Source organism: Streptomyces sp. PL-29, assembly GCF_058344425.1.
The window spans coordinates 5,563,619-5,586,713 of the sequence record NZ_CP136996.1; the positions used below are offsets into that span (position 1 = coordinate 5,563,619).

Genomic DNA, 23,095 nt, shown 5'->3' on the forward strand with positions numbered 1-23,095 from the left:
GGAGACTGTCGTGTCGGCGAACAGCTTCGACGCCCGCAGCACGCTGCAGGTGGGCGACGAGTCGTACGAGATCTTCCGGCTGGACAAGGTCGAGGGCTCTGCCCGCCTGCCCTACAGCCTGAAGGTGCTGCTGGAGAACCTGCTCCGCACCGAGGACGGCGCGAACATCACCGCCGACCACATCCGGGCGCTCGGCGGCTGGGACTCCCAGGCTCAGCCCAGCCAGGAGATCCAGTTCACGCCGGCCCGCGTGATCATGCAGGACTTCACCGGCGTCCCCTGTGTCGTGGACCTCGCCACGATGCGTGAGGCCGTGAAGGCCCTCGGCGGCGACCCGGCGAAGATCAACCCGCTTTCGCCCGCCGAGATGGTCATCGACCACTCGGTCATCGCCGACAAGTTCGGCACGAAGGACGCCTTCGCGCAGAACGTCGAGCTGGAGTACGGCCGCAACAAGGAGCGCTACCAGTTCCTGCGTTGGGGCCAGACCGCCTTCGACGACTTCAAGGTCGTCCCCCCGGGCACCGGCATCGTCCACCAGGTCAACATCGAGCACCTGGCCCGCACCGTCATGGTCCGTAACGGCCAGGCCTACCCCGACACCCTCGTCGGCACCGACTCGCACACCACCATGGTCAACGGCCTCGGCGTGCTGGGCTGGGGCGTCGGCGGCATCGAGGCCGAGGCCGCGATGCTCGGCCAGCCGGTCTCCATGCTGATCCCGCGCGTCGTCGGCTTCAAGCTGACCGGCGAGCTGCCGACCGGTACCACCGCCACCGACCTGGTGCTGACCATCACCGAGATGCTGCGCAAGCACGGTGTCGTCGGCAAGTTCGTGGAGTTCTACGGTGAGGGCGTCGCCGCCACCTCCCTCGCGAACCGCGCCACCATCGGCAACATGTCGCCGGAGTTCGGCTCCACCGCCGCGATCTTCCCGATCGACGGCGAGACCCTGAAGTACCTGCGCCTGACCGGCCGCTCCGAGCAGCAGGTCGCGCTCGTCGAGGCGTACGCCAAGGAGCAGGGCCTGTGGCTCGACCCGGCCGCCGAGCCGGACTTCTCCGAGAAGCTGGAGCTCGACCTCTCCACGGTCGTCCCCTCCATCGCCGGCCCGAAGCGCCCGCAGGACCGCATCGTCCTGGCGAACGCCTCCCAGCAGTTCGCGGTCGACGTCCTGAACTACGTCGACGACGCCGACGAGGCGGGCAAGGAGTCCTTCCCGGCCTCTGACGCCCCGGCCGCCACCAACGGCGTGCCGACCCGCCCGACCCAGGTCACCCTGGCCGACGGCACCTCCTTCGAGATCGACCACGGCGCCGTCACCGTCGCCGCGATCACCTCCTGCACCAACACCTCGAACCCCTACGTCATGGTGGCCGCCGCCCTCGTGGCCAAGAAGGCGGTCGAGAAGGGCCTGACCCGCAAGCCGTGGGTCAAGACCACCCTGGCCCCCGGTTCGAAGGTCGTCACCGACTACTTCGACAAGGCCGGCCTGACCCCGTACCTCGACAAGATGGGCTTCAACCTCGTCGGGTACGGCTGCACCACCTGCATCGGCAACTCCGGTCCGCTGGACGAGGAGATCTCGAAGGCGATCAACGAGCACGACCTCGCGGTCACCTCGGTGCTCTCCGGCAACCGCAACTTCGAGGGCCGGATCAACCCCGACGTCAAGATGAACTACCTGGCCTCCCCGCCGCTGGTCGTCGCGTACGCTATCGCGGGCTCCATGAAGGTGGACATCACCCAGGACGCCATCGGCACCGACACCGAGGGCAACCCGGTCTTCCTGAAGGACATCTGGCCCTCCGAGGCCGAGGTCAACGACGTCGTGGCGAACGCCATCGGCGAGGACATGTTCAGCAAGTCCTACAGCGACGTCTTCGCGGGCGACGCCCAGTGGCAGGCGCTGTCGATCCCGACCGGCAACACCTTCGAGTGGGACCCGCAGTCCACCTACGTCCGCAAGCCCCCCTACTTCGAGGGCATGACGATGGAGACCACCCCGGTCTCCGACATCGCCGGCGCCCGCGTCCTGGCGAAGCTGGGCGACTCGGTCACCACCGACCACATCTCCCCGGCCGGTGCGATCAAGGCCGACACCCCGGCCGGCAAGTACCTCACCGAGCACGGTGTCGAGCGCCGCGACTTCAACTCGTACGGTTCCCGCCGCGGCAACCACGAGGTCATGATCCGCGGTACGTTCGCCAACATCCGCCTGCGCAACCAGATCGCGCCGGGCACCGAGGGCGGCTTCACCCGCGACTTCACCGTCGAGGGCGGCCCGGTCTCCTTCATCTACGACGCCTCGCAGAACTACCAGGCCGCCGGCATCCCGCTGGTCATCCTGGCCGGCAAGGAGTACGGTTCCGGCTCGTCCCGCGACTGGGCGGCCAAGGGCACCGCGCTGCTCGGCGTCAAGGCCGTCATCGCCGAGTCCTACGAGCGCATCCACCGCTCCAACCTGATCGGCATGGGCGTCCTGCCCCTGCAGTTCCCCGAGGGCGCCACCGCGGCCTCCCTGGGCCTCACCGGCGAGGAGACCTTCTCCTTCACCGGTGTGGAGGAGCTGAACAACGGCACCACCCCGCGCACGGTCAAGGTCGCCACCGACACCGGTGTGGAGTTCGACGCGGTCGTCCGCATCGACACGCCGGGTGAGGCCGACTACTACCGCAACGGCGGCATCATGCAGTACGTCCTGCGGAACCTCATCCGCGGCTAAGGGCGCGCCAGGCGGAGCGATCCGCCGTCTGTCGGCACCATAGGGCCGTACCCCCGACGAGGGGGTACGGCCCTTGTCGTTCCGTGCGGCGGCGGCGACGGCCTCAGGTGACGGACAGGTCTCAACTCGGAAAAGCCGGGAACGATCCTTGTGCACGATCTTGCTCAGCCGAGCGGAAGTGGACTATACCTGTGCCCGTCCGGGCCGCCGCGTGACGAGCGGCTCCGGGCCGGGGGATGCCGGGGGACCTGCGGTGATGCCCGCATGCACGGTAACTGCCGCGATTTCCGGCCTCCTTCACACTCCTGACGAAGGCGAGGACATGAGCATGGGATCCACTGGTGAGGGCCTCGGCCGCCGTGATCTGATCAAGCGTTCCGCAGCGCTCGGACTGATCAGCGTGCCGACGATGAGCTTCCTGTCCGCCTGCGCCTCCGGCGGTGAGGACACGACGAAGGGTCCCGACAAGGGGGTCGTGTCCAAGGAGAACCCCTTCGGTGTCGCGAAGGGCGGCACGATGGACGTCGTCGTCTTCAAGGGCGGCTTCGGCGACGACTACGCGAAGGCCTGGGAGGCCGCCTTCGACAAGAAGTGGGGCACGACCAGCTCCCACCTCGGCACCCAGGAGATCACCGGAAAGCTGCAGACCCGCTTCAACGGCGGCAATCCGCCGGACGTGGTCGACAACTCCGGAGCCCAGAAGATCAAGCTGGACGTGCTCTTCAAGAGCAACCAGCTCGCGGACCTCACGCCGGTGCTGGATGCCCCCTCCCTCGACGACCCGAGCAAGAAGGTCCGGGACACGCTCATCGCGGGCACCATCGAACAGGGCACGCAGGGCGGCAAGTTCGTCTCGCTGAACTACGTCTACACGGTCTACGGATTCTGGTACTCCGGGAAGCTCTTCAAGGAGAAGGGCTGGACGCCGCCCCGGACCTGGGACGAGTTCCTCGCGATCTGCGCCAAGGCGAAGGAGGCCGGCCTCGGCGGCCTCGCCCACCAGGGCAAGTACCCGTACTACATCAACGTCGTCATCATGGACCTGATCGCCAAGAAGGGCGGCCTGGACGCCATGAAGGCGATCGACAACCTGGAGCCCAACGCCTTCGAGGGCAGCACGGCCGCCCTCGCCGCCGTCGAGGCGGTCTACGAGGTGGTCGAGAAAGACCTGCTCCTTCCGGGGACGAACGGCCTGACCCACACCGAGTCCCAGACCGCCTGGAACCAGTACAAGGCCGCCTTCATCCCGTCCGGCTCCTGGCTGGAGAACGAGCAGCTCAAGCAGACGCCCGACGACTTCGACATGCAGTTCCTCCCGGTCCCGCTGCTCGCGGACAGCAAGCTGCCCTTCGAGGCCATCCGGGCCGGTGCCGGCGAGCCGTTCATCGTCCCCGAGAAGGCGGCCAACAAGCCGGGCGGCCTGGAGTTCATCCGTTCGATGCTGTCCCGGGAATGGTCGACCATCTTCGCCCAGCAGGCCAACTCGCTCACCGTCGTCAAGGACGGCGTGGACCCGGGCGTCACGCTGCGGCCCGGCACCCAGTCGGCGGTGGCCGCCCTCAAGGCGGCGGGAACGAACACCTTCAATTACCTTTACCCCGACTGGTACAGCGAGATGGACACGGCGATCCAGGACGCGTCCAACGAGCTGATGGCCAAGCGGATTCAGCCGAAGGAGTGGATCAAGCGGGCCCAGGCGGCGGTCGACAAGGCGGCGCAGGATCCCAACGCCAAGAACAACCGTCGCAGCTGACAGCAGGCCCCACCGGTCACCGGCACACCAGGGACGGACACCATGAGCCAAGTAGTCCAGGGCAGGGGGCGGACCGGCTTCATCGCCGGCTTCCTCATCGCACCCCTCGCGCTCTATCTGACCTTCGTCATCTGGCCGTACGTACAGACGTTCGGCTACTCCTTCACCAACTGGACGGGCCAGTCGCCGACGTTCGACTTCGTCGGCATCGACAACTACTCCGCCCTGATGAAGGACGAGGTCTTCCGCGGGGCCCTCTGGAACAACCTGCTGCTCCTGGTGTTCGTGCCGGTGGTCACCATCCTGCTCGCCCTCTTCTTCGCCTTCATGGTGAACGCGGGCGGGCGGGGCGGGGCCGGCGGTGTGCAGGGCGTGGCGGGCTCACGCCTCTACAAGGTCGTCTACTTCTTCCCGCAGGTCCTCTCCCTCGCCATCCTCGCGGTGCTCTTCGGCGCCGTGTACCGCACCGACGAGGGCGGCCTCCTCAACGGCGTCCTCATCCGGCTCGGCATCGTCGACCGGATGCACCCGATCGAATGGTTGAACGAGCCCAGGCTCGTCCTGTGGTGCCTGCTCCTGGTGGTGGTCTGGCACGGAGTGGGCTTCTACCTGGTCCTGTTCTCCGCGGCCATGCAGTCCGTCCCCAAGGACATCTACGAGGCGGCCCTCCTCGACGGCGCCGGCCGCGCCCAGACGTTCTTCAGGGTCACCCTGCCCCTGCTGTGGGACTCCGTGCAGACCTCCGCGGTCTACCTGGGCATCGCCGCGATGGACATGTTCGTCCTGGTGTCGACCATGACCTCCGGCCAGTTCGGCGGCGGCCCCGACCACCACAGCGAGGTCATGGCCACGGTGCTCATGAGGAACTTCCTCTACTTCGGCAAGAGCGGCTACGCCTGCGCCATGGGCGTGGTCATGCTCGTCCTCACCATGATCCTTTCCGTCATCACGCTGCGCGCCACCCGCCGCGAGCGCATCGAGTTCTGAGCGGGAGACCGTCATGACCACAGTGATCAAGGCCCCGGGCGAATCCGCTGCGGAGCGGTCCGGGGGAGCCGCCCCCGGCGGGGAACGGGGTGCGGGGCGCTCCGAGGGCATGGTCCTCAACGTCTTCTCCCACGGCTTCCTCGTCCTGTGGGCCGTACTGATCGTGCTGCCCCTGATCTGGCTGGCGCTCGGCTCTTTCAAGACCGACGCGCAGATCGGCGGCTCGGCCCTCAGCTGGCCCACCAACTGGAACCTCGACGCCTTCGGGCGGGCCTGGGACAAGGGCATCGGCGACTACTTCGCCCACACCCTCATCGTGATGGTGTTCTCGGTCCCGCTGACGATGCTGCTCGGCTCGATGGCGGCCTACGTCCTGGCCCGCTACCCCTTCCCGGGCAACCGGTTCATCTACTACTTCTTCGTCAGCGGGGCGATGTTCCCCGTCTTCCTGGCACTCGTCCCGCTGTTCTTCATGGTCAAGCGGTTCGACATGCTCAACACGTACCAGGGCCTGATCCTCGTGTACGTGGCGTACTCGATGCCGTTCACCGTCTTCTTCATGCACTCGTTCTTCCGCACCCTGCCGACGGCGGTGCATGAGGCCGCGGTGATCGACGGCGCCTCCGACACCCGGATCTTCTTCCAGGTGATGGTGCCGATGGCGAAGCCCGGCCTGATCAGCGTCGGGATCTTCAACGTCCTGGGCCAGTGGAACCAGTACATCCTGCCCTCCGTGCTGATGCAGCCCCAGACCGGATCGGACCCCGAGCGCTATCTGCTCACCCAGGGCCTGATCCAGCTCCAGCAACAGCAGGGCTACGAGACCGACCTGCCCGTGCTCTTCGCCGGCGTGACCATCGCGATGATCCCGATGCTGGTGGTCTACCTCTCCTTCCAGCGCCAGATCCAGGCGGGCCTCACCTCGGCGACCCTGAAGTAGCGGCCCCGCGTGGGGCGGGGTCCGATGACCGCTCCGCGTCCGAACGCGGCGGCCGGGTGCGCGGCCGTCCGCCGCACGGTGGGCGGCATCGGACCCCCTCCTGCTACAGCCAGGTGCCGAAGCGGCGGATGTACCAGGTCTTCACGAGCTGGGTGAGCGTGCAGTACGCGAGCAGCACACCGATCAGCCACGGGAAGTAGCTCGCCGGCAGGGCGACGAAGCCCAGCGAGGAGGCCAGCGGCGAGAAGGGCAGCCAGAGCCCGGTCAGTACGGCGAGGACGGTCATCACCATGACCGGCCAGGAGGCGCGGGACTGGATGAAGGGGATCTTCCGGGTACGGATCATGTGGACGATCAGGGTCTGCGAGAGCAGGCCCTCGACGAACCAGCCGGACTGGAAGAGGGACTGGCTCTCCTCGCTGTCGGCGGCGAAGACGTGCCACATGATCAGGAACATCGCGATGTCGAAGATCGAGCTGATCGGGCCGATGGTGACCATGAAGCGGCCGATGCCCCTGGCGTCCCAGGTGCGGGGCCGGCGCAGGTACTCCTCGTCCATCCGGTCCCACGGGGTCGCGAGCTGGGCGATGTCGTAGACCAGGTTCTGGACCAGCAGCATGATCGCGAGCATCGGCTGGAAGGGGATGAAGGCGCTCGCGACCAGGACCGAGAAGACGTTGCCGAAGTTCGACGACGCAGTCATCTTGATGTACTTGATCGTGTTGCCGAAGGTGGTCCGGCCCTGGAGGACGCCCTGCTCCAGGACGGTCAGGTCCTTCTCCAGCAGGATGATGTCCGCCGACTCCTTGGCGATGTCGACGGCGGTGTCGACCGAGATGCCGACGTCGGCGTCGCGCAGCGCGGCCGCGTCGTTGATGCCGTCGCCGAGGAAGCCGACGGTGTGCCCGTCCGCCTGGAGGGCCCGGACGATCCTGGCCTTCTGGACCGGGTTGACCTTGGCGAAGACCGTCGTACGGGCTGCCAGCGCGCGCAGTTCGGCGTCGTCGAGGTCGTCGGTCATGGCGCCCAGGACCACGGTCCCCACGTCGATGCCGACGTCCGCGCAGACCCGCGCGGCGACGAGCTCGTTGTCGCCGGTGACGACCTTCACCGCGATGCCCTTGTCGGCGAGTCCTTCCAGGGCGCGGGCGGCGTCCGCCTTGGCGGGGTCGAGGAAGGCGAGGAAGCCGACCAGGGTCAGCCGGTCCTCGTCGGCGACGGAGTAGGTGTTGCGCGGGGTGTCGAAGCCGCGGGTGGCGACGGCGAGGACCCGCAGGCCCCGCCGGTTGTGGTCCTCGGCGATCCGGGTGACGTGCCACCGGAGCTGCTCGGTCAGCTCCACCGTCTCGCCGCGGTCGGTGACATGCGTGCAGAGAGCGAGGACCTCTTCGACCGCACCCTTGGTGATCATGACGTGCTCGACCGGTCCGGAGCCCCCTACGAGCGCGTTGCGGGCCAGGACCACGGACATCCGGCGCCGGGCGAAGTCGAAGGGGATCTCGTCGACCATCGAGAACCGTGCGTCGACGACAACCTCCTCGGCCTCGTTGACGCGGTCGATGACCGCCTGGTCCATGAGGTTGCGCAGCCCGGTCTGGAAGTGCGCGTTGAGGTAGCCGTACTCCAGGACCTCGCCGTCCTCGTTGCCGTGCACGTCCAGGTACCGGTCCAGGACGATCCGGTCCTCGGTGAGGGTGCCGGTCTTGTCGGTGCAGAGCACGTCCATCGCGCCCAGGTTCTGGATGGCGCCCAGCCGCTTGACGACCACCTTGCGCTTGGACAGAGCGACGGCACCGCGCGCCAGGTTGGCGGAGACCACCATCGGGAGCATCTCGGGGGTCAGGCCGACGGCGACCGCGACACCGAAGAGGAAGGCCTCGTCCCAGTCACCCTTGGTCAGGCCGTTGATCATGAAGACCACCGGGACCATGACCAGCATGAACCGGATCAGCAGGAAGCTGACCTTGCGCACACCGGTGTCGAAGGCGGTCTGCGGGCGCTCGCCGACCAGGGAGCCGGCCATCGAGCCGAAGTAGGTGTCCGCTCCGGTGGCGACGACGACCCCGGTGGCGGTGCCGGAGGTGACCGAGGTGCCCATCAGGGCCAGGTTGTCGGCCTCGACCGGGTCGGTCGTGTCCTGCTGACCCAGGTCCTCCGCGCGGGTGTCCGCCTTGGCCACCGGCAGGGACTCGCCGGAGAGTGCGGCCTGGCCGACCATCAGGTCCTTGGCGGTGAGCAGGCGCAGGTCGGCAGGGATCAGGTCGCCCGCGGCCAGCCTCACCACATCGCCCGGAACCACCTGGTCCATGGGCACTTCGAAGGTGGTGGCGGCGGACCCGCTGTGGGAACGGCGCCGGACCGCGCACGTGGTGGTGACCAGTTGCCTGAGCGCGTCGGCGGCGCGACCGGAGCGGTACTCCTGCCAGAAGCGCAGCAGCCCGCTGATCACCACCATCACGGTGAGGATGACGACGCCCGGGTCCGCGGGGTCCTGCCAGTACATGACGGCGGCCAGGAAGACCAGGACCGCGATGAAGGGGTTCCAGAAGGCCTTCACCAGCTGGACGTACCAGCGCGGGGTGCGCTCGTGGGCGACGACGTTGGCGCCGTGGCGCTCCAGGCGCAGGGCGGCCTCGGCGTGGGTGAGGCCCGCCGCGGACGCGTCCACGGACTGCAGGGCTCCTACGCCGGGTCCGGCGCTGATCCGGGCGAGGCGCTCGCCGACGAGCCGGGTACGGGACTCCAGCTCGGCGGCCTTGCGCTCGCGGCGGGACCGGCCCGGCGGCGCGAGCTTGGCCGGCGTACGGGGGGTGAGCATGGTCATGGCACATAACCTCCTTCCACGGTTCCGGGCAGCGCGAAGCCACACGGTCACGTGGAGTGATCGACAGTCGGTGTGCGGCGGCCTTGCGGGCCGGCCGGACGCCGACGGACTGGGGTGACGCACGCCGGACGAGGCCGTCCGGTCATGCGGAAAAGGGGGACGCGGGATGCACGCAGCAGCGCACGGGCGCGGTGGTGCACCGCCGCGCGCACTCAGGGGAAGGCCGGCTGCTCAGCCGTTCGGCCGAAGGGCTGTTCGGCGGGTCAGCCGCACAGAGCGCTGCGAGGACTTCGATCGGGACTCATCCCGAACACCTCCTCGCCTCGCGCTGACATGACGGGCGCCCGGTCCGGCCGGAAGGGCCGCAGAGGACCGGCGCCCCAGCGACCGTAACACGATCGGCGGGGCTACTCCCTCCCCCTTTCGGCCGGTAGGCCCGTTTCGTGTCATGTCAGCCTCTTGACGTGCGGATGCGCAAAGGCTCGACTTAAGGTTCACAAGTTGGAGAGAAGCCGGGGACTCGGAGCGCGCAGCCGCGAGGTGACCCGGCCGGGGGGCGACGGCTGGCCGTCGCTACAGGGCAGGAGTGGATGAGTCGTGCAGACTCCCGGATCGCAGTCGTCGCTGCACCGCGCGAATCTCGAACGGGTCGTACGGGCGGTGCGGCTCGCGGGGTCGCTGACCCAGGCGGAGATCGCCCGTACCACCGGACTGTCGGCGGCCACGGTCTCCAACATCGTCCGGGAGCTCAAGGACGGCGGGACCGTCGAGGTCACCGACACCTCGGCCGGAGGCCGGCGGGCACGGAGCGTGTCGCTCAGCGGTGACGCGGGCATCGTGATCGGCGTCGACTTCGGCCACACCCACCTCCGGGTGGCCGTCGGTAACCTCGCCCACCAGGTGCTGGCCGAGGAGACCGAGCCGCTGGACGTGGACGCCTCCTGGGCGGACGGCTTCGACCGGGCGGAAGCACTGGTCGGGCGCCTGATCGAGGGCATCGGGGTCGGGCTGGACAAGGTCATCGGGGTCGGGCTCGGCGTCCCCGGCCCGATCGACGTGGAGTCCGGGACCCTGGGCTCCACCGCGATCCTGCCGGGCTGGGCGGGGATCAATCCGCGCCAGGAGCTCTCGCAGCGCCTCGGAGTGCCCGTCTACGTGGACAACGACGCCAACCTCGGCGCGCTCGGCGAACTCGTTTGGGGCAGTGGCCGCGGGGTGAAGGACCTGGCCTACATCAAGGTGGCCAGCGGCGTCGGCGCCGGCCTGGTGATCAACGGCCAGATCTACCGCGGCCCGGGTGGCACGGCGGGCGAGATCGGGCACATCACGCTGGACGAATCGGGCCCGGTCTGCCGCTGCGGCAACCGCGGCTGCCTGGAGACCTTCGCCGCGGCCCGGTACGTCCTGCCGCTGCTCCAGGGCACGCACGGGCCGGAGTTGACGATGGAGCGGGTGGTCGAGCTGGCCCGCGACGGGGACCCCGGCTGCCGTCGGGTGATCACCGATGTCGGCCGCCACATCGGCAGCGGCGTGGCCAGCCTGTGCAACCTCCTGAACCCCAGCCGGGTGGTGCTGGGCGGCTCGCTGGCGGAGGCGGGTGAACTGGTCCTGGCCCCCATCCGTGAATCAGTGGGGAGGTATGCGATCCCCAGCGCGGCCCGGCAGCTGTCGGTGCTGACGGGGTCCCTGGGCGGCCGTGCCGAGGTGCTGGGCGCACTGGCTCTCGTGCTGAGCGAGATGGGCGATTCGACACTTTTGTCAGATCATGGAAGTGGAGTGCGAGCTCCAGCCGTCTTGCCTTCAGGTAGATAACGAATGGCACCGTTGTCATCTCGTTAAGAATTCACTCCTTGACGGCAAAACGCGGCCGGGGTTGACTCACATCCACCTCGGCCGCGGCGTAGCGGCCTCGTCAGGGAGGTTCAAGTAATGAACACGCGTATGCGCAGAGCCGCCGTAGCCGTTGCCGCCGGCGCCATGGCCGTTTCCCTTGCCGCCTGTGGCAGCGCCAAGGAGGCCGGCGACAAGGCGAAGGAGTCGTCCGGCGCCGCCAAGGGCGACGCGATCAAGATCGGCCTGCTCCTGCCGGAGAACCAGACCGCGCGGTACGAGAAGTTCGACAAGCCGCTGATCGAGAAGAAGGTCGCCGAGCTCACCGGCGGCAAGGGCGAGGTCGTCTACGCCAACGCCAAGCAGGACGCGACCACGCAGAACTCCCAGGTCGACACGATGATCACCAACAAGGTGGACGTCCTGATCATCGACGCGGTGGACTCCAAGGCCATCGCCGGCTCGGTCAAGAAGGCCAAGGACGCGGGCATCCCGGTCGTGGCCTACGACCGCCTGGCCGAGGGCCCGATCGACGCGTACACCTCCTTCGACAACGAAGAGGTCGGCAAGGTCCAGGGCAAGGCCCTGCTTGAGGCGCTGGGCGACAAGGCCAAGGACGGCCAGATCGTCATGATGAACGGTTCGGTCACCGACCCGAACGCCAAGCTCTTCAAGTCCGGCGCGCACTCCGAGCTCGACGGCAAGGTGAACGTCGGCAAGGAGTACGACACCGTCGAGTGGAAGCCGGAGAACGCCAACACCAACATGGCGGCCGCGCTCTCCGCGCTCGGCAAGGACAAGGTCATCGGCGTCTACTCCGCCAATGACGGCATGGCCGGCGGCATCATCACCGCCCTCAAGGCCGCCGGCGTCTCCCCGCTGCCCCCGGTCACCGGCCAGGACGCCGAACTCGCCGGCGTCCAGCGCATCGTCGCGGGCGAGCAGTTCATGAGCGTCTACAAGCCGTACGCCCCTGAGGCCGAGGCCGCCGCCAAGATGGCCGTAGCCCTCGCCAAGGGCGGGAAGCCCGAGGGCACCACGTCCACGGTCGACAGCCCCACCACCAAGGGCGTCCCCTCCGTGCTGATCCCGGTCATCTCGCTGACCAAGGCCAACATCAAGGACACCGTCGTCAAGGACGGCGTCTACTCGGTCGACGAGATCTGCACCGACAAGTACGCGGCGGCCTGCGCCGCCGCCGGCCTGAAGTAGCGGCCCCCGCCGCCTCTGCGCGAGGCGGCCCCCGTGCCTGACCGGCGCCCCTCCCTCCTCATCCCCGCCACCGGGCGGGGCGCCGGGCAGAAACGTTCCTCCCCCATTCGTCCCGCTCCTGCTCTTTTGCACGACATCCCCGCCGGTCAGGCGGCGAAGGAGATGGTTCATGTGTCCGCTGCGCCCGTGCTGGCGTTGCGAGGGGTCTCGAAGCGGTTCGGTGCCGTTCAGGCCCTCACCGACGTAGAACTCGAGATCCACTCCGGTGAAGTGGTCGCCCTCGTCGGCGACAACGGTGCCGGAAAGTCCACGCTGGTCAAGACGATCGCCGGCGTGCACCCCATCGATGAAGGCGTCATCGAATGGGAGGGGCGCCCGGTCGCCATCGGAAAGCCCCACGACGCCCAGAACCTGGGCATCGCGACGGTCTACCAGGACCTGGCGCTGTGCGACAACATCGATGTCGTCGGCAACCTCTTCCTCGGCCGCGAGCTCAAGAGGTTCGGCGTCCTGGACGAGGTGGAGATGGAGCGGCGCGCCCGCGAACTCCTGACCACCCTGTCCATCCGGATCCCCAGTGTCCGGATCCCCATCGCCTCGCTGTCGGGCGGTCAGCGCCAGACCGTGGCGATCGCCCGTTCGATGCTGGGCGAGCCCCAGCTCGTCATCCTCGACGAGCCCACCGCGGCCCTCGGCGTCGAGCAGACCGCACAGGTGCTCGACCTGGTGGAGCGGCTGCGCGAGCGCGGCCACGCGGTCATCCTCATCAGCCACAACATGGCCGATGTGAAGGCCGTCGCCGACAAGGTGGCGGTCCTGCGGCTGGGCCGCAACAACGGTGTCTTCAACGTCGCCGACACCTCGCAGGAAGAGATCATCTCCGCCATCACCGGTGCCACGGACAACGCCGTGACCCGCCGGGCGGCCCGCACCTCGGAGGCCGGCAAGTGAGCACCCAGAACCCCGCCACCGATCCACTGGACAAGGGCCCCGTCGCGCACGAGCACATCGACCCGGTCAACCCGGCGGCCGCACACGACGCGATCCCGGCCGTGGACCCCCGCCTGCTCGTCAGGGAGGAGGGGCTCGCCGGCTACTGGGGCGAGTTCAAGCACAAGATGAAAGCCGGCGACCTGGGCTCCCTCCCGGTCGTCATCGGCCTGATCGTCATCTGGTCCATCTTCCAGGGGCTGAACTCCAACTTCCTCACCCCGGAGAACCTCACCAACATCGCGATCACGATGACCGGCACCGGGATGATCGCCATCGGCATCATCTTCGTGCTGCTCCTCGGCGAGATCGACCTCTCGGTCGGCTCGGTGAGCGGTGTGTCGGGCGCGATCGTTGCCGTCCTCGCCGTCACCCACGGCGTGAACGAATGGCTGGCCATCCTCGCCGCCATCGTCGGCGGCGCCCTGATCGGCTCCATCCACGGCTTCTTCTTCGCCAGGGTCGGGGCCCCCGCCTTCGCCGTGACCCTGTCGGGCCTGCTGTTCTGGCTGGGCGCGATGCTGCAGATCCTCGGCAGCAACGGCACGATCAACATCGACTCCGACGGCGTGGTCGGCCAGCTGACCACGTACTTCTTCTCGGACGTGGCTGTCGCCTACGGGCTGGCCGCGCTCGCGGTGGCCGGCTACTTCCTCGCGGCCTTCTTCGACGCCCGGCGTCGTGAGGCCGCCGGGATGCCCTCCCGGCCGCTCACCGAGATCCTGCTGCGCACCGGCCTGCTCGCGGTGTGCACCTTCGGTCCCGCCGCGCTGTTCAACCAGTACAAGGGCCTGCCGCTGGCGGTGGTGCTCTTCCTGCTGGCCCTGGTCGTCACGGACTTCCTGCTGCGCCGTACGACCTTCGGGCGAAACGTTTTCGCGCTGGGCGGCAGCGTCGAGGCCTCCCGCCGTGCGGGCATCGGGGTCACCCGGATCCGGATCACGGTCTTCGCCATCTCCAGCACGTTCGCCGCCATCGGCGGCCTGTTCTGGGCCTCCAAGATCGCGGCGGCCAACCAGAGCGCCGGCGCCGGCGACCTGCTGATGAACGTGATCGCGGCGGCCGTCATCGGCGGCACCAGCCTCTTCGGTGGCCGCGGCCGGACCTGGAACGCCCTCCTCGGCGTCATGGTCATCGTCTCGATCCAGTACGGTCTGGCCCTGGAGGGCATCGCGACGCCGGTCCAGTACATGATCACCGGCGCGGTCCTGCTGGCCACCGTGGTGATCGACTCGGTCACCCGCAAGACCCAGAAGACGGCCGGACGCGCCTGACCGCGCGCCCGACCGGTCCGCCGCGGCGGACCGCGGCGGTAAGAACCGTCACAGTGCCCGGCGCCACTCCGCGTGGCGCCGGGCATCCGTGCGTACAAATGCAGGCACTCCCGTGCGGGTATACGCCCGTTTGTGATGTGTGGCCGTGCGGCGGTGTGTACATGTATGACAAAGCTGTGACTCCGCCGGGACGGCCCGATGACCGCGCCCGCGAACGGAACATTAGACTCGACAGACCAGCAAGCAACTGCAAGGAGGCACGGGTGCTGCTGACCCGCATCAAGGGACCGCGCGATCTGGACCTGCTCAGCCAGGAGGAGCTGATTCAGCTCGCCGCAGAGATCAGGTCCTTCCTCGTCGACGCCGTCTCCAAGACCGGCGGGCACCTCGGCCCCAACCTCGGCGTGGTCGAACTGACGATCGCCCTGCACCGGGTCTTCGAATCGCCCAAGGACAAGGTCCTCTTCGACACCGGCCACCAGGCCTACGTCCACAAGCTGCTCACGGGCCGCCAGGACTTCGCGGGGCTGCGCTCCAAGGGCGGCCTGTCCGGCTACCCCTCGCGCGCCGAGTCCGACCACGACGTGATCGAGAACTCGCACGCCTCCACCGTCCTGGGCTGGGCCGACGGACTCGCCAAGGCCAACGAGGTGCTGGGCCGCGAGGACCACCACGTCGCCGCCGTCATCGGCGACGGCGCCCTGACCGGCGGCATGGCCTGGGAGGCGCTGAACAACATCGCCGCCGCCAAGGACCGCCCGCTCGTCATCGTCGTCAACGACAACGAGCGCTCCTACGGCCCGACCATCGGCGGCCTCGCCAACCACCTGGCGACCCTGCGCACCACCGACGGCTACGAGCGCTTCCTGGCCCGCGGCAAGGAGATCCTGGAGCGCACCCCCGTCGTCGGGAAGCCGCTCTTCGAGACCCTGCACGGCGCCAAGAAGGGCCTCAAGGACTTCATCGCCCCGCAGGGCATGTTCGAGGACCTGGGCCTGAAGTACATCGGCCCCATCGACGGCCACGACATCGAGGCCCTGGAGTCGGCCCTGCAGCGCGCCAAGCGCTTCAGCGGCCCGGTCATCGTGCACTGCCTCACCCAGAAGGGCCGCGGCTACACCCACGCGGAGCAGGACGAGGCCGACCGCTTCCACGGCATCGGTCCCATCCACCCCGACACCGGCCTGCCCGTCTCCACCGACGCCGCCAGCTGGACCTCCGTCTTCGCCGACGAGATGGTCCGGCTCGGCAAGGAGCGCAAGGACATCGTCGGCATCACCGCGGCCATGCTCCAGCCGGTCGGTCTGAAGAAGTTCGCGGACGCCTTCCCGGACCGCATCTACGACGTCGGCATCGCCGAGCAGCACGGCGCCACCTCCGCGGCGGGCCTCGCCACCGGCGGCGCCCACCCGGTCTTCGCGGTGTACGCCACCTTCCTCAACCGCGCCTTCGACCAGGTCCTGATGGACGTCGCGCTGCACAAGTGCGGAGTCACCTTCGTCCTGGACCGCGCCGGTGTCACCGGCACCGACGGCGCCTCCCACAACGGCATGTGGGACATGTCCATCCTCCAGGTGGTCCCGGGTCTGCGCCTGGCCGCCCCGCGCGACGCCGAGCAGCTGCGGGCGCAGCTGCGCGAGGCCGTCGAGGTCAAGGACGCGCCGACCGTGGTGCGCTTCTCCAAGGGCGTCGTCGGCCCGGCCGTCCCGGCCGTCGGCCGGATCGGCGGCATGGACGTGCTGCGCGCACCGGCCGCCGACGCCACCCTGTCCCTCGACTCCTCGAACCTGGGCAGTGCCCCCACGGACGTACTGCTCGTCTCGGTCGGCGCGCTCGCCCCGATGTGCCTGGAGATCGCTGACCTGCTGGACAAGCAGGGCATCACCTCGACGGTGGTCGACCCGCGCTGGGTCAAGCCCGTGGACGAGGCCCTGGCCCCGCTGGCCGACCGCCACCGCGTCGTCGTGACCGTCGAGGACAACGGCCGCGCCGGCGGCGTGGGCTCCGCCGTCTCGCAGGCGCTCCGGGACGCGGGGGTCGACGTACCCCTGCGCGACTTCGGCATCCCGCAGCGCTTCCTCGACCACGCCTCCCGCAAGGAGGTCATGGCCGAGATCGGGCTGACCGCCCCGGACATCGCCCGGCACGTCACGGGGCTGGTGGCCAAGCTGGACGGCCGCTACGACAGCGAGTCGGCCGCCACCGTCGACTAGGACGGGCGGCGCCCACAGCGCTAGATCGCCGCGCGGTTGCACGTCACGGGCCGGGAGATCACTCTTGAGGAGTGGGCCTCCCGGCCCGCTCGCGTGCGTCGACACCTGTTCGGAGGTGCGTCGGTGAGTAGGGATACGAACAGCCCCTTCCGCACCAAGACGGTGGAGCAGTCCATCCGCGACACGGAGGAGCCGGAACACGCGCTCCGCAAGTCGCTCTCCGCCTGGGACCTGACGGTGTTCGGTGTCGGTGTCATCATCGGCACCGGCATCTTCGTCCTGACGGGCATCGCGGCCCGGAACAACGCCGGACCTGCCACCGCCCTCGCCTTCGTGGCAGCGGGCATCGTCTGCGCCCTCGCGGCGCTCTGCTACGCCGAGTTCGCGTCCACCGTGCCGGTGGCCGGATCGGCGTACACCTTCAGCTACGCCTCCATCGGCGAGTTGCCCGCCTGGATCATCGGCTGGGACCTGGTGCTCGAGTTCGCGCTCGGCACGGCGGTGGTCGCGGTCGGTTGGTCCGGCTACGTGCGCCACCTCATGGACACCAACCTCGGCTGGACCCTGCCGACCTCCCTGTCCGGCCCCGACGCCGGCGGCCACTTCGACCTGCTGGCCTTCCTGCTGGTCCTGGTGCTGACGTGGATCCTGGTCGTCGGTACGAAGCTCTCGGCCCGCATCACGGCGGTCGTCGTCGCCATCAAGGTCACCGTCGTGCTGCTGGTCATCGTCGCGGGCCTGTTCTTCATCAAGGCCGACAACTACTCGCCGTTCATCCCGCCGGCCCAGCCCCAGGCCGAGGGCGTCAGCGGCTGGCACTCCCCGCTCGTCCAGCTGCTCTTCGGCTACGAGCCCACCAACTTCGGCGTCATGGGCATCTTCACGGCGGCCTCGCTCATCTTCTTCGCCTTCATCGGCTTCGACGTGGTGGCCACCGCGGCCGAGGAGACCAGGAACCCCCAGCGGGACATGCCGCGCGGCATCCTCGGCTCCCTGCTCATCTGCACGGTGCTGTACGTCGCGGTGACCCTGGTGGTGACCGGCATGCAGAAGTACTCGGAGATGTCCGCGACCGCGCCGCTCGCCGAGGCCTTCAAATCGGTGAACCAGCCGTTCTTCTCGGGCGCCATCAGCCTCGGCGCGTCCGTCGGCCTGATCACCGTGTGCATGATCCTGCTGCTCGGCCAGACCCGCGTGTTCTTCGCGATGAGCCGTGACGGGCTGCTGCCCCGGGTCTTCTCCGTGACGCACCCGAAGTACCGCACCCCCTACCGGGCGACCATGCTGCTCGGCGGAGTCATCGCCGTCCTCGCGGGCTTCACCAGCCTGGAGAGCCTCGCCGAACTGGTCAACATCGGCACCCTGTTCGCCTTCGTGGTGGTCGCGCTCGGTGTCATCGTCCTGCGCAAGACCCGCCCCGACCTGCACCGGTCCTTCCGTACCCCGTGGGTGCCGCTGGTGCCGATCCTGTCGATCGCGGCCTCGCTCTGGCTGATGCTCAACCTGCCGGCCGAGACCTGGCTGCGCTTCGGCGTCTGGATGGTCATCGGTGTCATCGTCTACTTCGCCTACGGACGCCGCAACAGCCGTCTGGGCAAGGTCGGCGCGGACGCCAAGTACTGAACGACCGAAGGGTTCGGACGCGCGAACGCCGGAGCCGGCCGTACGGGTCACCCGTACGGCCGGCTCCGTTGTGCGGATCCGGTCAGCCCTTGGCGGGGGAGTCCTTCGCCGAGGCGGGGACCTTCTCGTCCTTGCGCAGGGCGTCCCACAGCTGGGTGGCCTGCGGTTCGGCCACGACCACGCGGTTGGGGTCCACCTTGTCGTAGGCGACCGGCAGCATGATGGTCTCCATCGTCTCCGGGTTCACGCCCTTCATGCTCCGCGCGAAGTCGGACAGCGCGGTGAGCGAGGCCAGATCGGAGTCGGTGGTCAGGGACTTGGTGCCGGCGTCCGCGAGCTTGTAGAGCCGTGCCGGGTTGCCGAGGGCATCCTGCTTCTTGATCTCCGCCAGCATCGCCAGCATGAACTGCTGCTGCAGGCCTATGCGTCCGAGGTCGCTGCCGTCGCCGTAGCCGTACCGGGTACGGACGAACTTCAGCGAGTCGGTGCCGTTCAGCCGGTGCGTGCCCGCGTCCAGTTTCAGACCGCCCTTGGCACCGCTCATCGGCTTGTCGAGGGTGACGGTGACCCCGCCCAGCGCGTCCACCAGGCCCTTGAAGCCGGCGAAGTCCACCTCGACGAAGTGGTCCACGCGCACACCGGACATCTGCTCGACGGTGTTGACCACACAGGCCGGGCCGGCCAGCGAGTAGACGGAGTTGAACATGACCCGCTTCGCGGACGGCACGGACGTGCCGTCGCGGTCCTTGCACTCGGGCCGGGTGATCAGGGTGTCGCGGGGGATGCTCACCGCGGTGGCCTTGGCCCGGCCCTCGGGTATGTGGACCAGCATCGCGGTGTCCGAACGGGCCCCGCTGACATCGCCGCGGTCGAGGTCCCCGTTGGCCCCGGCCCGCGAGTCGGAGCCGAGCACCAGGATGTTCTGCGCGTTCGCGACCACCTTGGCGGGTCGGTTGTCCCCGATCGCCTGATCGAGGTCGACGCTGTCGATGTTGTTGTTGAGGTGGCTGTACGTCCACCAGCCCGCCCCGGCCGCGCCCAGGATCAGCACGGCGACCAGCAGCAGGGTGATCCGCAGAACGCGGCGTCGGCGGCGCCTGGGCCGCACGTGCTTTTCCGTCATGGGGGTGAATCTTAGACAGGTATTCGAATGGCCGGAGCCCGCCCCCCGTGGGGGACGGGCCCGGCCGTCGAACGACCGTCCGCGACCCGGACTAGGCCGGGACGCTCGCGATGCCGGGGGCGAGGAACTTCTTGCCGTTCACGCGCTCCGAGACGCCCTCACGGTCCAGGTACGGCGTGATGCCGCCCAGGTGGAAGGGCCAGCCGGCACCGGTGATGAGGCAGAGGTCGATGTCCTGGGCCTCGGCCACGACACCCTCCTCCAGCATCAGGCCGATCTCCTGCGCCACCGCGTCCAGGACGCGCACCCGGACCTGCTCCTCGGTCAGGACGGAGTCGCCCTGGACCAGGAGCGCGGCGACCTCGGGGTCCAGCTCCGGCTTGCCGGAGTCGTAGACGTAGAAGCCCCGCTTGCCGGCCTCGACGACCCGCTTGAGGTTCGGGGAGACGGTGAAGCGCTCCGGGAAGGAGCGGTTCAGGGTCTCGGACACGTGCAGGCCGATCGCCGGGCCCACCAGTTCCAGCAGCACCAGCGGGGACATCGGAAGGCCGAGTGGCTCGATGGCCTTCTCCGCGGTGGCGACCGGGGTGCCTTCGTCGATGACGTTCTGGATCTCGCCCATGAAGCGGGTCAGGATGCGGTTCACGACGAACGCCGGGGCGTCCTTCGTCAGGACCGCGGTCTTCTTCAGCTTCTTGGCGACGCCGAAGGCCGTGGCCAGCGCGGCGTCGTCGGTCTGCTCACCGCGGACGATCTCCAGCAGCGGGAGGATCGCGACCGGGTTGAAGAAGTGGAAGCCGACTACGCGCTCCGGGTGCTGGAGCTTGGAGGCCATCTCCGAGACCGACAGCGAGGAGGTGTTGGTGGCGAGGATGGCGTGCGCCGGGGCGACCGCCTCGACCTCCGCGAACACCTTCTGCTTGACGGACATCTCCTCGAACACGGCCTCGATGATGAAGTCCGCGTCCGCGAAGCCCTCGGCCTTGTCCAGGACACCGGTCACCAGGGCGGTCAGGCGGTTGGCCTTGTCCTGGTTGATGCGGCCCTTGCCGAGCAGCTTCTGGATCTCGGCGTGGACGTAGCCCACACCCTTGTCCACGCGCTCCTGGTCGATGTCGGTGAGGACCACCGGCACCTCCAGGCGCCGCAGGAACAGCAGCGCCAGCTGCGAGGCCATCAGGCCCGCGCCGACGACGCCGACCTTGGTGACCGGACGGGCCAGGGACTTGTCCGGGGCGCCGGCCGGGCGCTTGGCACGCTTCTGCACCAGGTTGAAGGCGTAGATGCCGGAGCGCAGTTCGCCGCCCATGATGAGGTCGGCCAGGGCCGTGTCCTCGGCGTCGAAGCCCTTCTGCAGGTCGCCGTCCTTGGCCGCGGCGATGATGTCCAGCGCGCGGTAGGCGGCCGGAGCGGCGCCGTGCACCTTGGAGTCCGCGATGAAGCGGCCCTTGGCGACGGCCGTGTCCCAGGCCTCGCCGCGGTCGATCTCCGCACGGACGACCTCGGTGGTGCCGTTCAGGACGTTCGCGGTCCACAGGAGCGACTGCTCCAGGAAGTCCGCGCCCTCGAAGATCGCGTCGGCGATGCCGAGCTCGAAGACCTGCTTGCCCTTCAGCTGCCGGTTCTGGTTCAGCGAGTTCTCGATGATGACCGAGACCGCGCGCTCGGCGCCGATCAGGTTCGGCAGGATGGCGCAGCCGCCCCAGCCGGGGACCAGGCCGAGGAAGACCTCGGGCAGCGAGAAGGCCGGGATGGCCTTCGAGACGGTGCGGTAGCTGCAGTGCAGGCCGACCTCGACGCCGCCGCCCATCGCCGCGCCGTTGTAGTACGCGAAGGTCGGCACGGCCAGCGCGGAGAGGCGCTTGAAGACGTCGTGGCCGCCCTTGCCGATGGCGAGCGCCTCGTCGTGCTTCTTGAGCAGCTCGACGCCCTTGAGGTCGGCGCCGACCGCGAAGATGAACGGCTTGCCGGTGATGCCCGCGCCGACGATGCTGCCGGCCGCGGCCTCCTGCTCGACCTGGTCGATCGCCGCGTTCAGATTGGCGAGGGACTGCGGGCCGAAGGTGGTCGGCTTGGTGTGGTCGAAGCCGTTGTCCAGCGTGATGAGCGCGAAGCGCCCGGCGCCGAACGGCAGATCCAGGTGGCGGACGTGCGTGGACGTGACGACCTCGTCGGGGAACAGCTCGGCCGCGCCCTTCAGGAGCTCAGCGGTGGTGCTCACTTGGAGTCTCCCTCGGCGTTGAAGTTCGGGTTCTCCCAGATGACCGTCGCGCCCATGCCGAAGCCGACGCACATGGTGGTCAGGCCGTAGCGGACGTGCGGCTGCTCCTCGAACTGGCGGGCCAGCTGGGTCATCAGGCGGACGCCGGAGGACGCCAGCGGGTGGCCGAAGGCGATGGCGCCGCCGTACTGGTTCACGCGGGCGTCGTCGTCGGCGATGCCGTAGTGCTCCAGGAAGGCCAGCACCTGCACGGCGAAGGCCTCGTTGATCTCGAACAGACCGATGTCGTCGATCGTCAGACCGGCCTGGGCCAGGGCCTTCTCGGTGGCCGGGATCGGGCCGTAGCCCATGACCTCGGGCTCGACACCCGCGAAGGAGTAGGAGACGAGGCGCATCTTGACCGGGAGGTTGTTCTCGCGGGCGAAGTCCTCGGACGCGATGATCGCGGCGGTGGCACCGTCGTTCAGACCGGCGGCGTTGCCCGCGGTGACCCGGCCGTGCGTACGGAACGGGGTCTTCAGGTTCGCCAGGTTCTCCAGGGTGGTGCCCGGGCGCATCGGCTCGTCGGTGGTGACCAGGCCCCAGCCCGTCTCACCCGCGGCCTCGTTGGTGTTGCGCACCGAGATCGGGACCAGGTCCTGCTGGATCTTGCCGTCGGCGTACGCCTTGGCGGCCTTCTCCTGCGAGCGCACGGCGTACTCGTCGGCGCGGAGCTTGGTGATCGTCGGGTACCGGTCGTGCAGGTTCTCGGCGGTCATGCCCATGAACAGGGCGGACTCGTCTACCAGCTTCTCGGAGACGAAGCGCGGGTTCGGGTCGACGCCCTCGCCCATGGGGTGGCGGCCCATGTGCTCGACGCCGCCGGCGAGGGCGACGTCGTACGCGCCGAACGCCACACCGCCCGCGACGGCGGTCACGGCGGTCAGCGCGCCGGCGCACATGCGGTCGATGGAGTAGCCCGGGACGGACTGCGGGAGGCCCGCGAGGATGCCGGCCGTGCGGCCCAGCGTCAGGCCCTGGTCGCCGATCTGCGTGGTCGCGGCGATGGCGACCTCGTCGATCTTCTTGGGGTCCAGGTCCGGGTTGCGGCGCAGCAGCTCCCGGATCGCCTTCACGACGAGATCGTCGGCGCGGGTCTCGTTGTAGATGCCCTTCGGGCCCGCCTTGCCGAACGGGGTGCGGACGCCGTCGACGAAGACGACGTCCCTGACGGTACGAGGCACGTTGGCTCTCCTCCAGGTGCGGGATGGCACTGCTGCGCGGGGGCGCGTTCGGCTTACGTTGCTGAGCGCCCGCTCACCCGACCATGCTACTTGCGGGTAACCAATGTGCACACCCCCTCCCCGAGGAGCGGCGAAGGTCACACTCCGTTCATCCCCG

Annotated in this window: 14 protein-coding genes; 10 read left to right on the forward strand and 4 right to left on the reverse strand. The window is 68.8% G+C overall.

All coding sequences use genetic code 11. From position 1 onward, the window contains the following. The first annotated feature begins 10 nt into the window (after positions 1-10). From acnA to R4Z63_RS25605, 4 genes are all read left to right on the forward strand, one after another. Entirely contained in the window at positions 11-2,725 is a 2,715-nt protein-coding gene (gene acnA / locus R4Z63_RS25590; RefSeq protein ID WP_037915249.1) for an aconitate hydratase AcnA, read from the forward strand. A gap of 328 nt (positions 2,726-3,053) precedes the next feature. Continuing rightward, positions 3,054-4,478, forward strand: coding sequence for an N-acetylglucosamine/diacetylchitobiose ABC transporter substrate-binding protein (gene ngcE, locus R4Z63_RS25595; RefSeq protein ID WP_384446737.1), 1,425 nt, complete (start codon positions 3,054-3,056; stop codon positions 4,476-4,478). Positions 4,479-4,520: 42 nt separating this feature from the next. After that, complete coding sequence (locus tag R4Z63_RS25600; RefSeq protein WP_037915254.1) at positions 4,521-5,465, forward strand: carbohydrate ABC transporter permease; 945 nt, start codon at positions 4,521-4,523, stop codon at positions 5,463-5,465. A gap of 13 nt (positions 5,466-5,478) precedes the next feature. Then, positions 5,479-6,405, forward strand: coding sequence for a carbohydrate ABC transporter permease (locus tag R4Z63_RS25605; RefSeq protein ID WP_037915256.1), 927 nt, complete (start codon positions 5,479-5,481; stop codon positions 6,403-6,405). A 103-nt stretch (positions 6,406-6,508) separates the two neighbouring features. Here R4Z63_RS25605 and mgtA read toward each other — a convergent pair whose 3' ends face one another. Further along, positions 6,509-9,229, reverse strand: a complete 2,721-nt coding sequence (mgtA, locus tag R4Z63_RS25610; protein ID WP_384446617.1) for a magnesium-translocating P-type ATPase — start codon at positions 9,227-9,229, stop codon at positions 6,509-6,511. 597 nt (positions 9,230-9,826) lie between these two features. Between mgtA and R4Z63_RS25615 the strand changes: the two genes are divergently transcribed. The 6 genes from R4Z63_RS25615 (at position 9,827) to R4Z63_RS25640 (ending at position 18,371) form a co-directional block, all read left to right on the forward strand. Continuing rightward, positions 9,827-11,041, forward strand: a complete 1,215-nt coding sequence (locus R4Z63_RS25615) for an ROK family transcriptional regulator (RefSeq protein WP_037915259.1) — start codon at positions 9,827-9,829, stop codon at positions 11,039-11,041. Between the two features lie 117 nt (positions 11,042-11,158). Then, positions 11,159-12,271, forward strand: a complete 1,113-nt coding sequence (locus R4Z63_RS25620) for a sugar ABC transporter substrate-binding protein (protein ID WP_384446614.1) — start codon at positions 11,159-11,161, stop codon at positions 12,269-12,271. A 162-nt stretch (positions 12,272-12,433) separates the two neighbouring features. Next, positions 12,434-13,222, forward strand: coding sequence for an ATP-binding cassette domain-containing protein (locus R4Z63_RS25625; RefSeq protein WP_384446612.1), 789 nt, complete (start codon positions 12,434-12,436; stop codon positions 13,220-13,222). Positions 13,223-13,248: 26 nt separating this feature from the next. Then, positions 13,249-14,535, forward strand: coding sequence for a sugar ABC transporter permease (locus R4Z63_RS25630; protein WP_037917716.1), 1,287 nt, complete (start codon positions 13,249-13,251; stop codon positions 14,533-14,535). A gap of 263 nt (positions 14,536-14,798) precedes the next feature. Further along, positions 14,799-16,748 (forward strand): 1-deoxy-D-xylulose-5-phosphate synthase, encoded by a 1,950-nt coding sequence (dxs, locus tag R4Z63_RS25635; protein ID WP_384446610.1) that lies wholly within the window; start codon positions 14,799-14,801, stop codon positions 16,746-16,748. 123 nt (positions 16,749-16,871) lie between these two features. Beyond that, positions 16,872-18,371, forward strand: a complete 1,500-nt coding sequence (locus tag R4Z63_RS25640) for an amino acid permease (protein WP_384446608.1) — start codon at positions 16,872-16,874, stop codon at positions 18,369-18,371. An 82-nt stretch (positions 18,372-18,453) separates the two neighbouring features. Here R4Z63_RS25640 and R4Z63_RS25645 read toward each other — a convergent pair whose 3' ends face one another. From R4Z63_RS25645 to R4Z63_RS25655, 3 genes are all read right to left on the reverse strand, one after another. Further along, positions 18,454-19,494: an LCP family protein gene (locus R4Z63_RS25645; RefSeq protein ID WP_384446606.1), complete on the reverse strand. Its 1,041-nt coding sequence runs from the start codon at positions 19,492-19,494 to the stop codon at positions 18,454-18,456. Positions 19,495-19,585: 91 nt separating this feature from the next. After that, a complete protein-coding gene (locus tag R4Z63_RS25650) occupies positions 19,586-21,715 on the reverse strand; it encodes a 3-hydroxyacyl-CoA dehydrogenase NAD-binding domain-containing protein (protein WP_384446604.1) in 2,130 nt (709 codons plus the stop codon). Further along, the gene (locus R4Z63_RS25655) at positions 21,712-22,938 is read right to left on the reverse strand and encodes a thiolase family protein (RefSeq protein ID WP_030847655.1); all 1,227 of its coding nucleotides are present in this window, start codon (positions 22,936-22,938) and stop codon (positions 21,712-21,714) included. The genes R4Z63_RS25650 and R4Z63_RS25655 overlap by 4 nt, the downstream gene beginning before the upstream one ends. Positions 22,939-23,095: the final 157 nt, after the last annotated feature.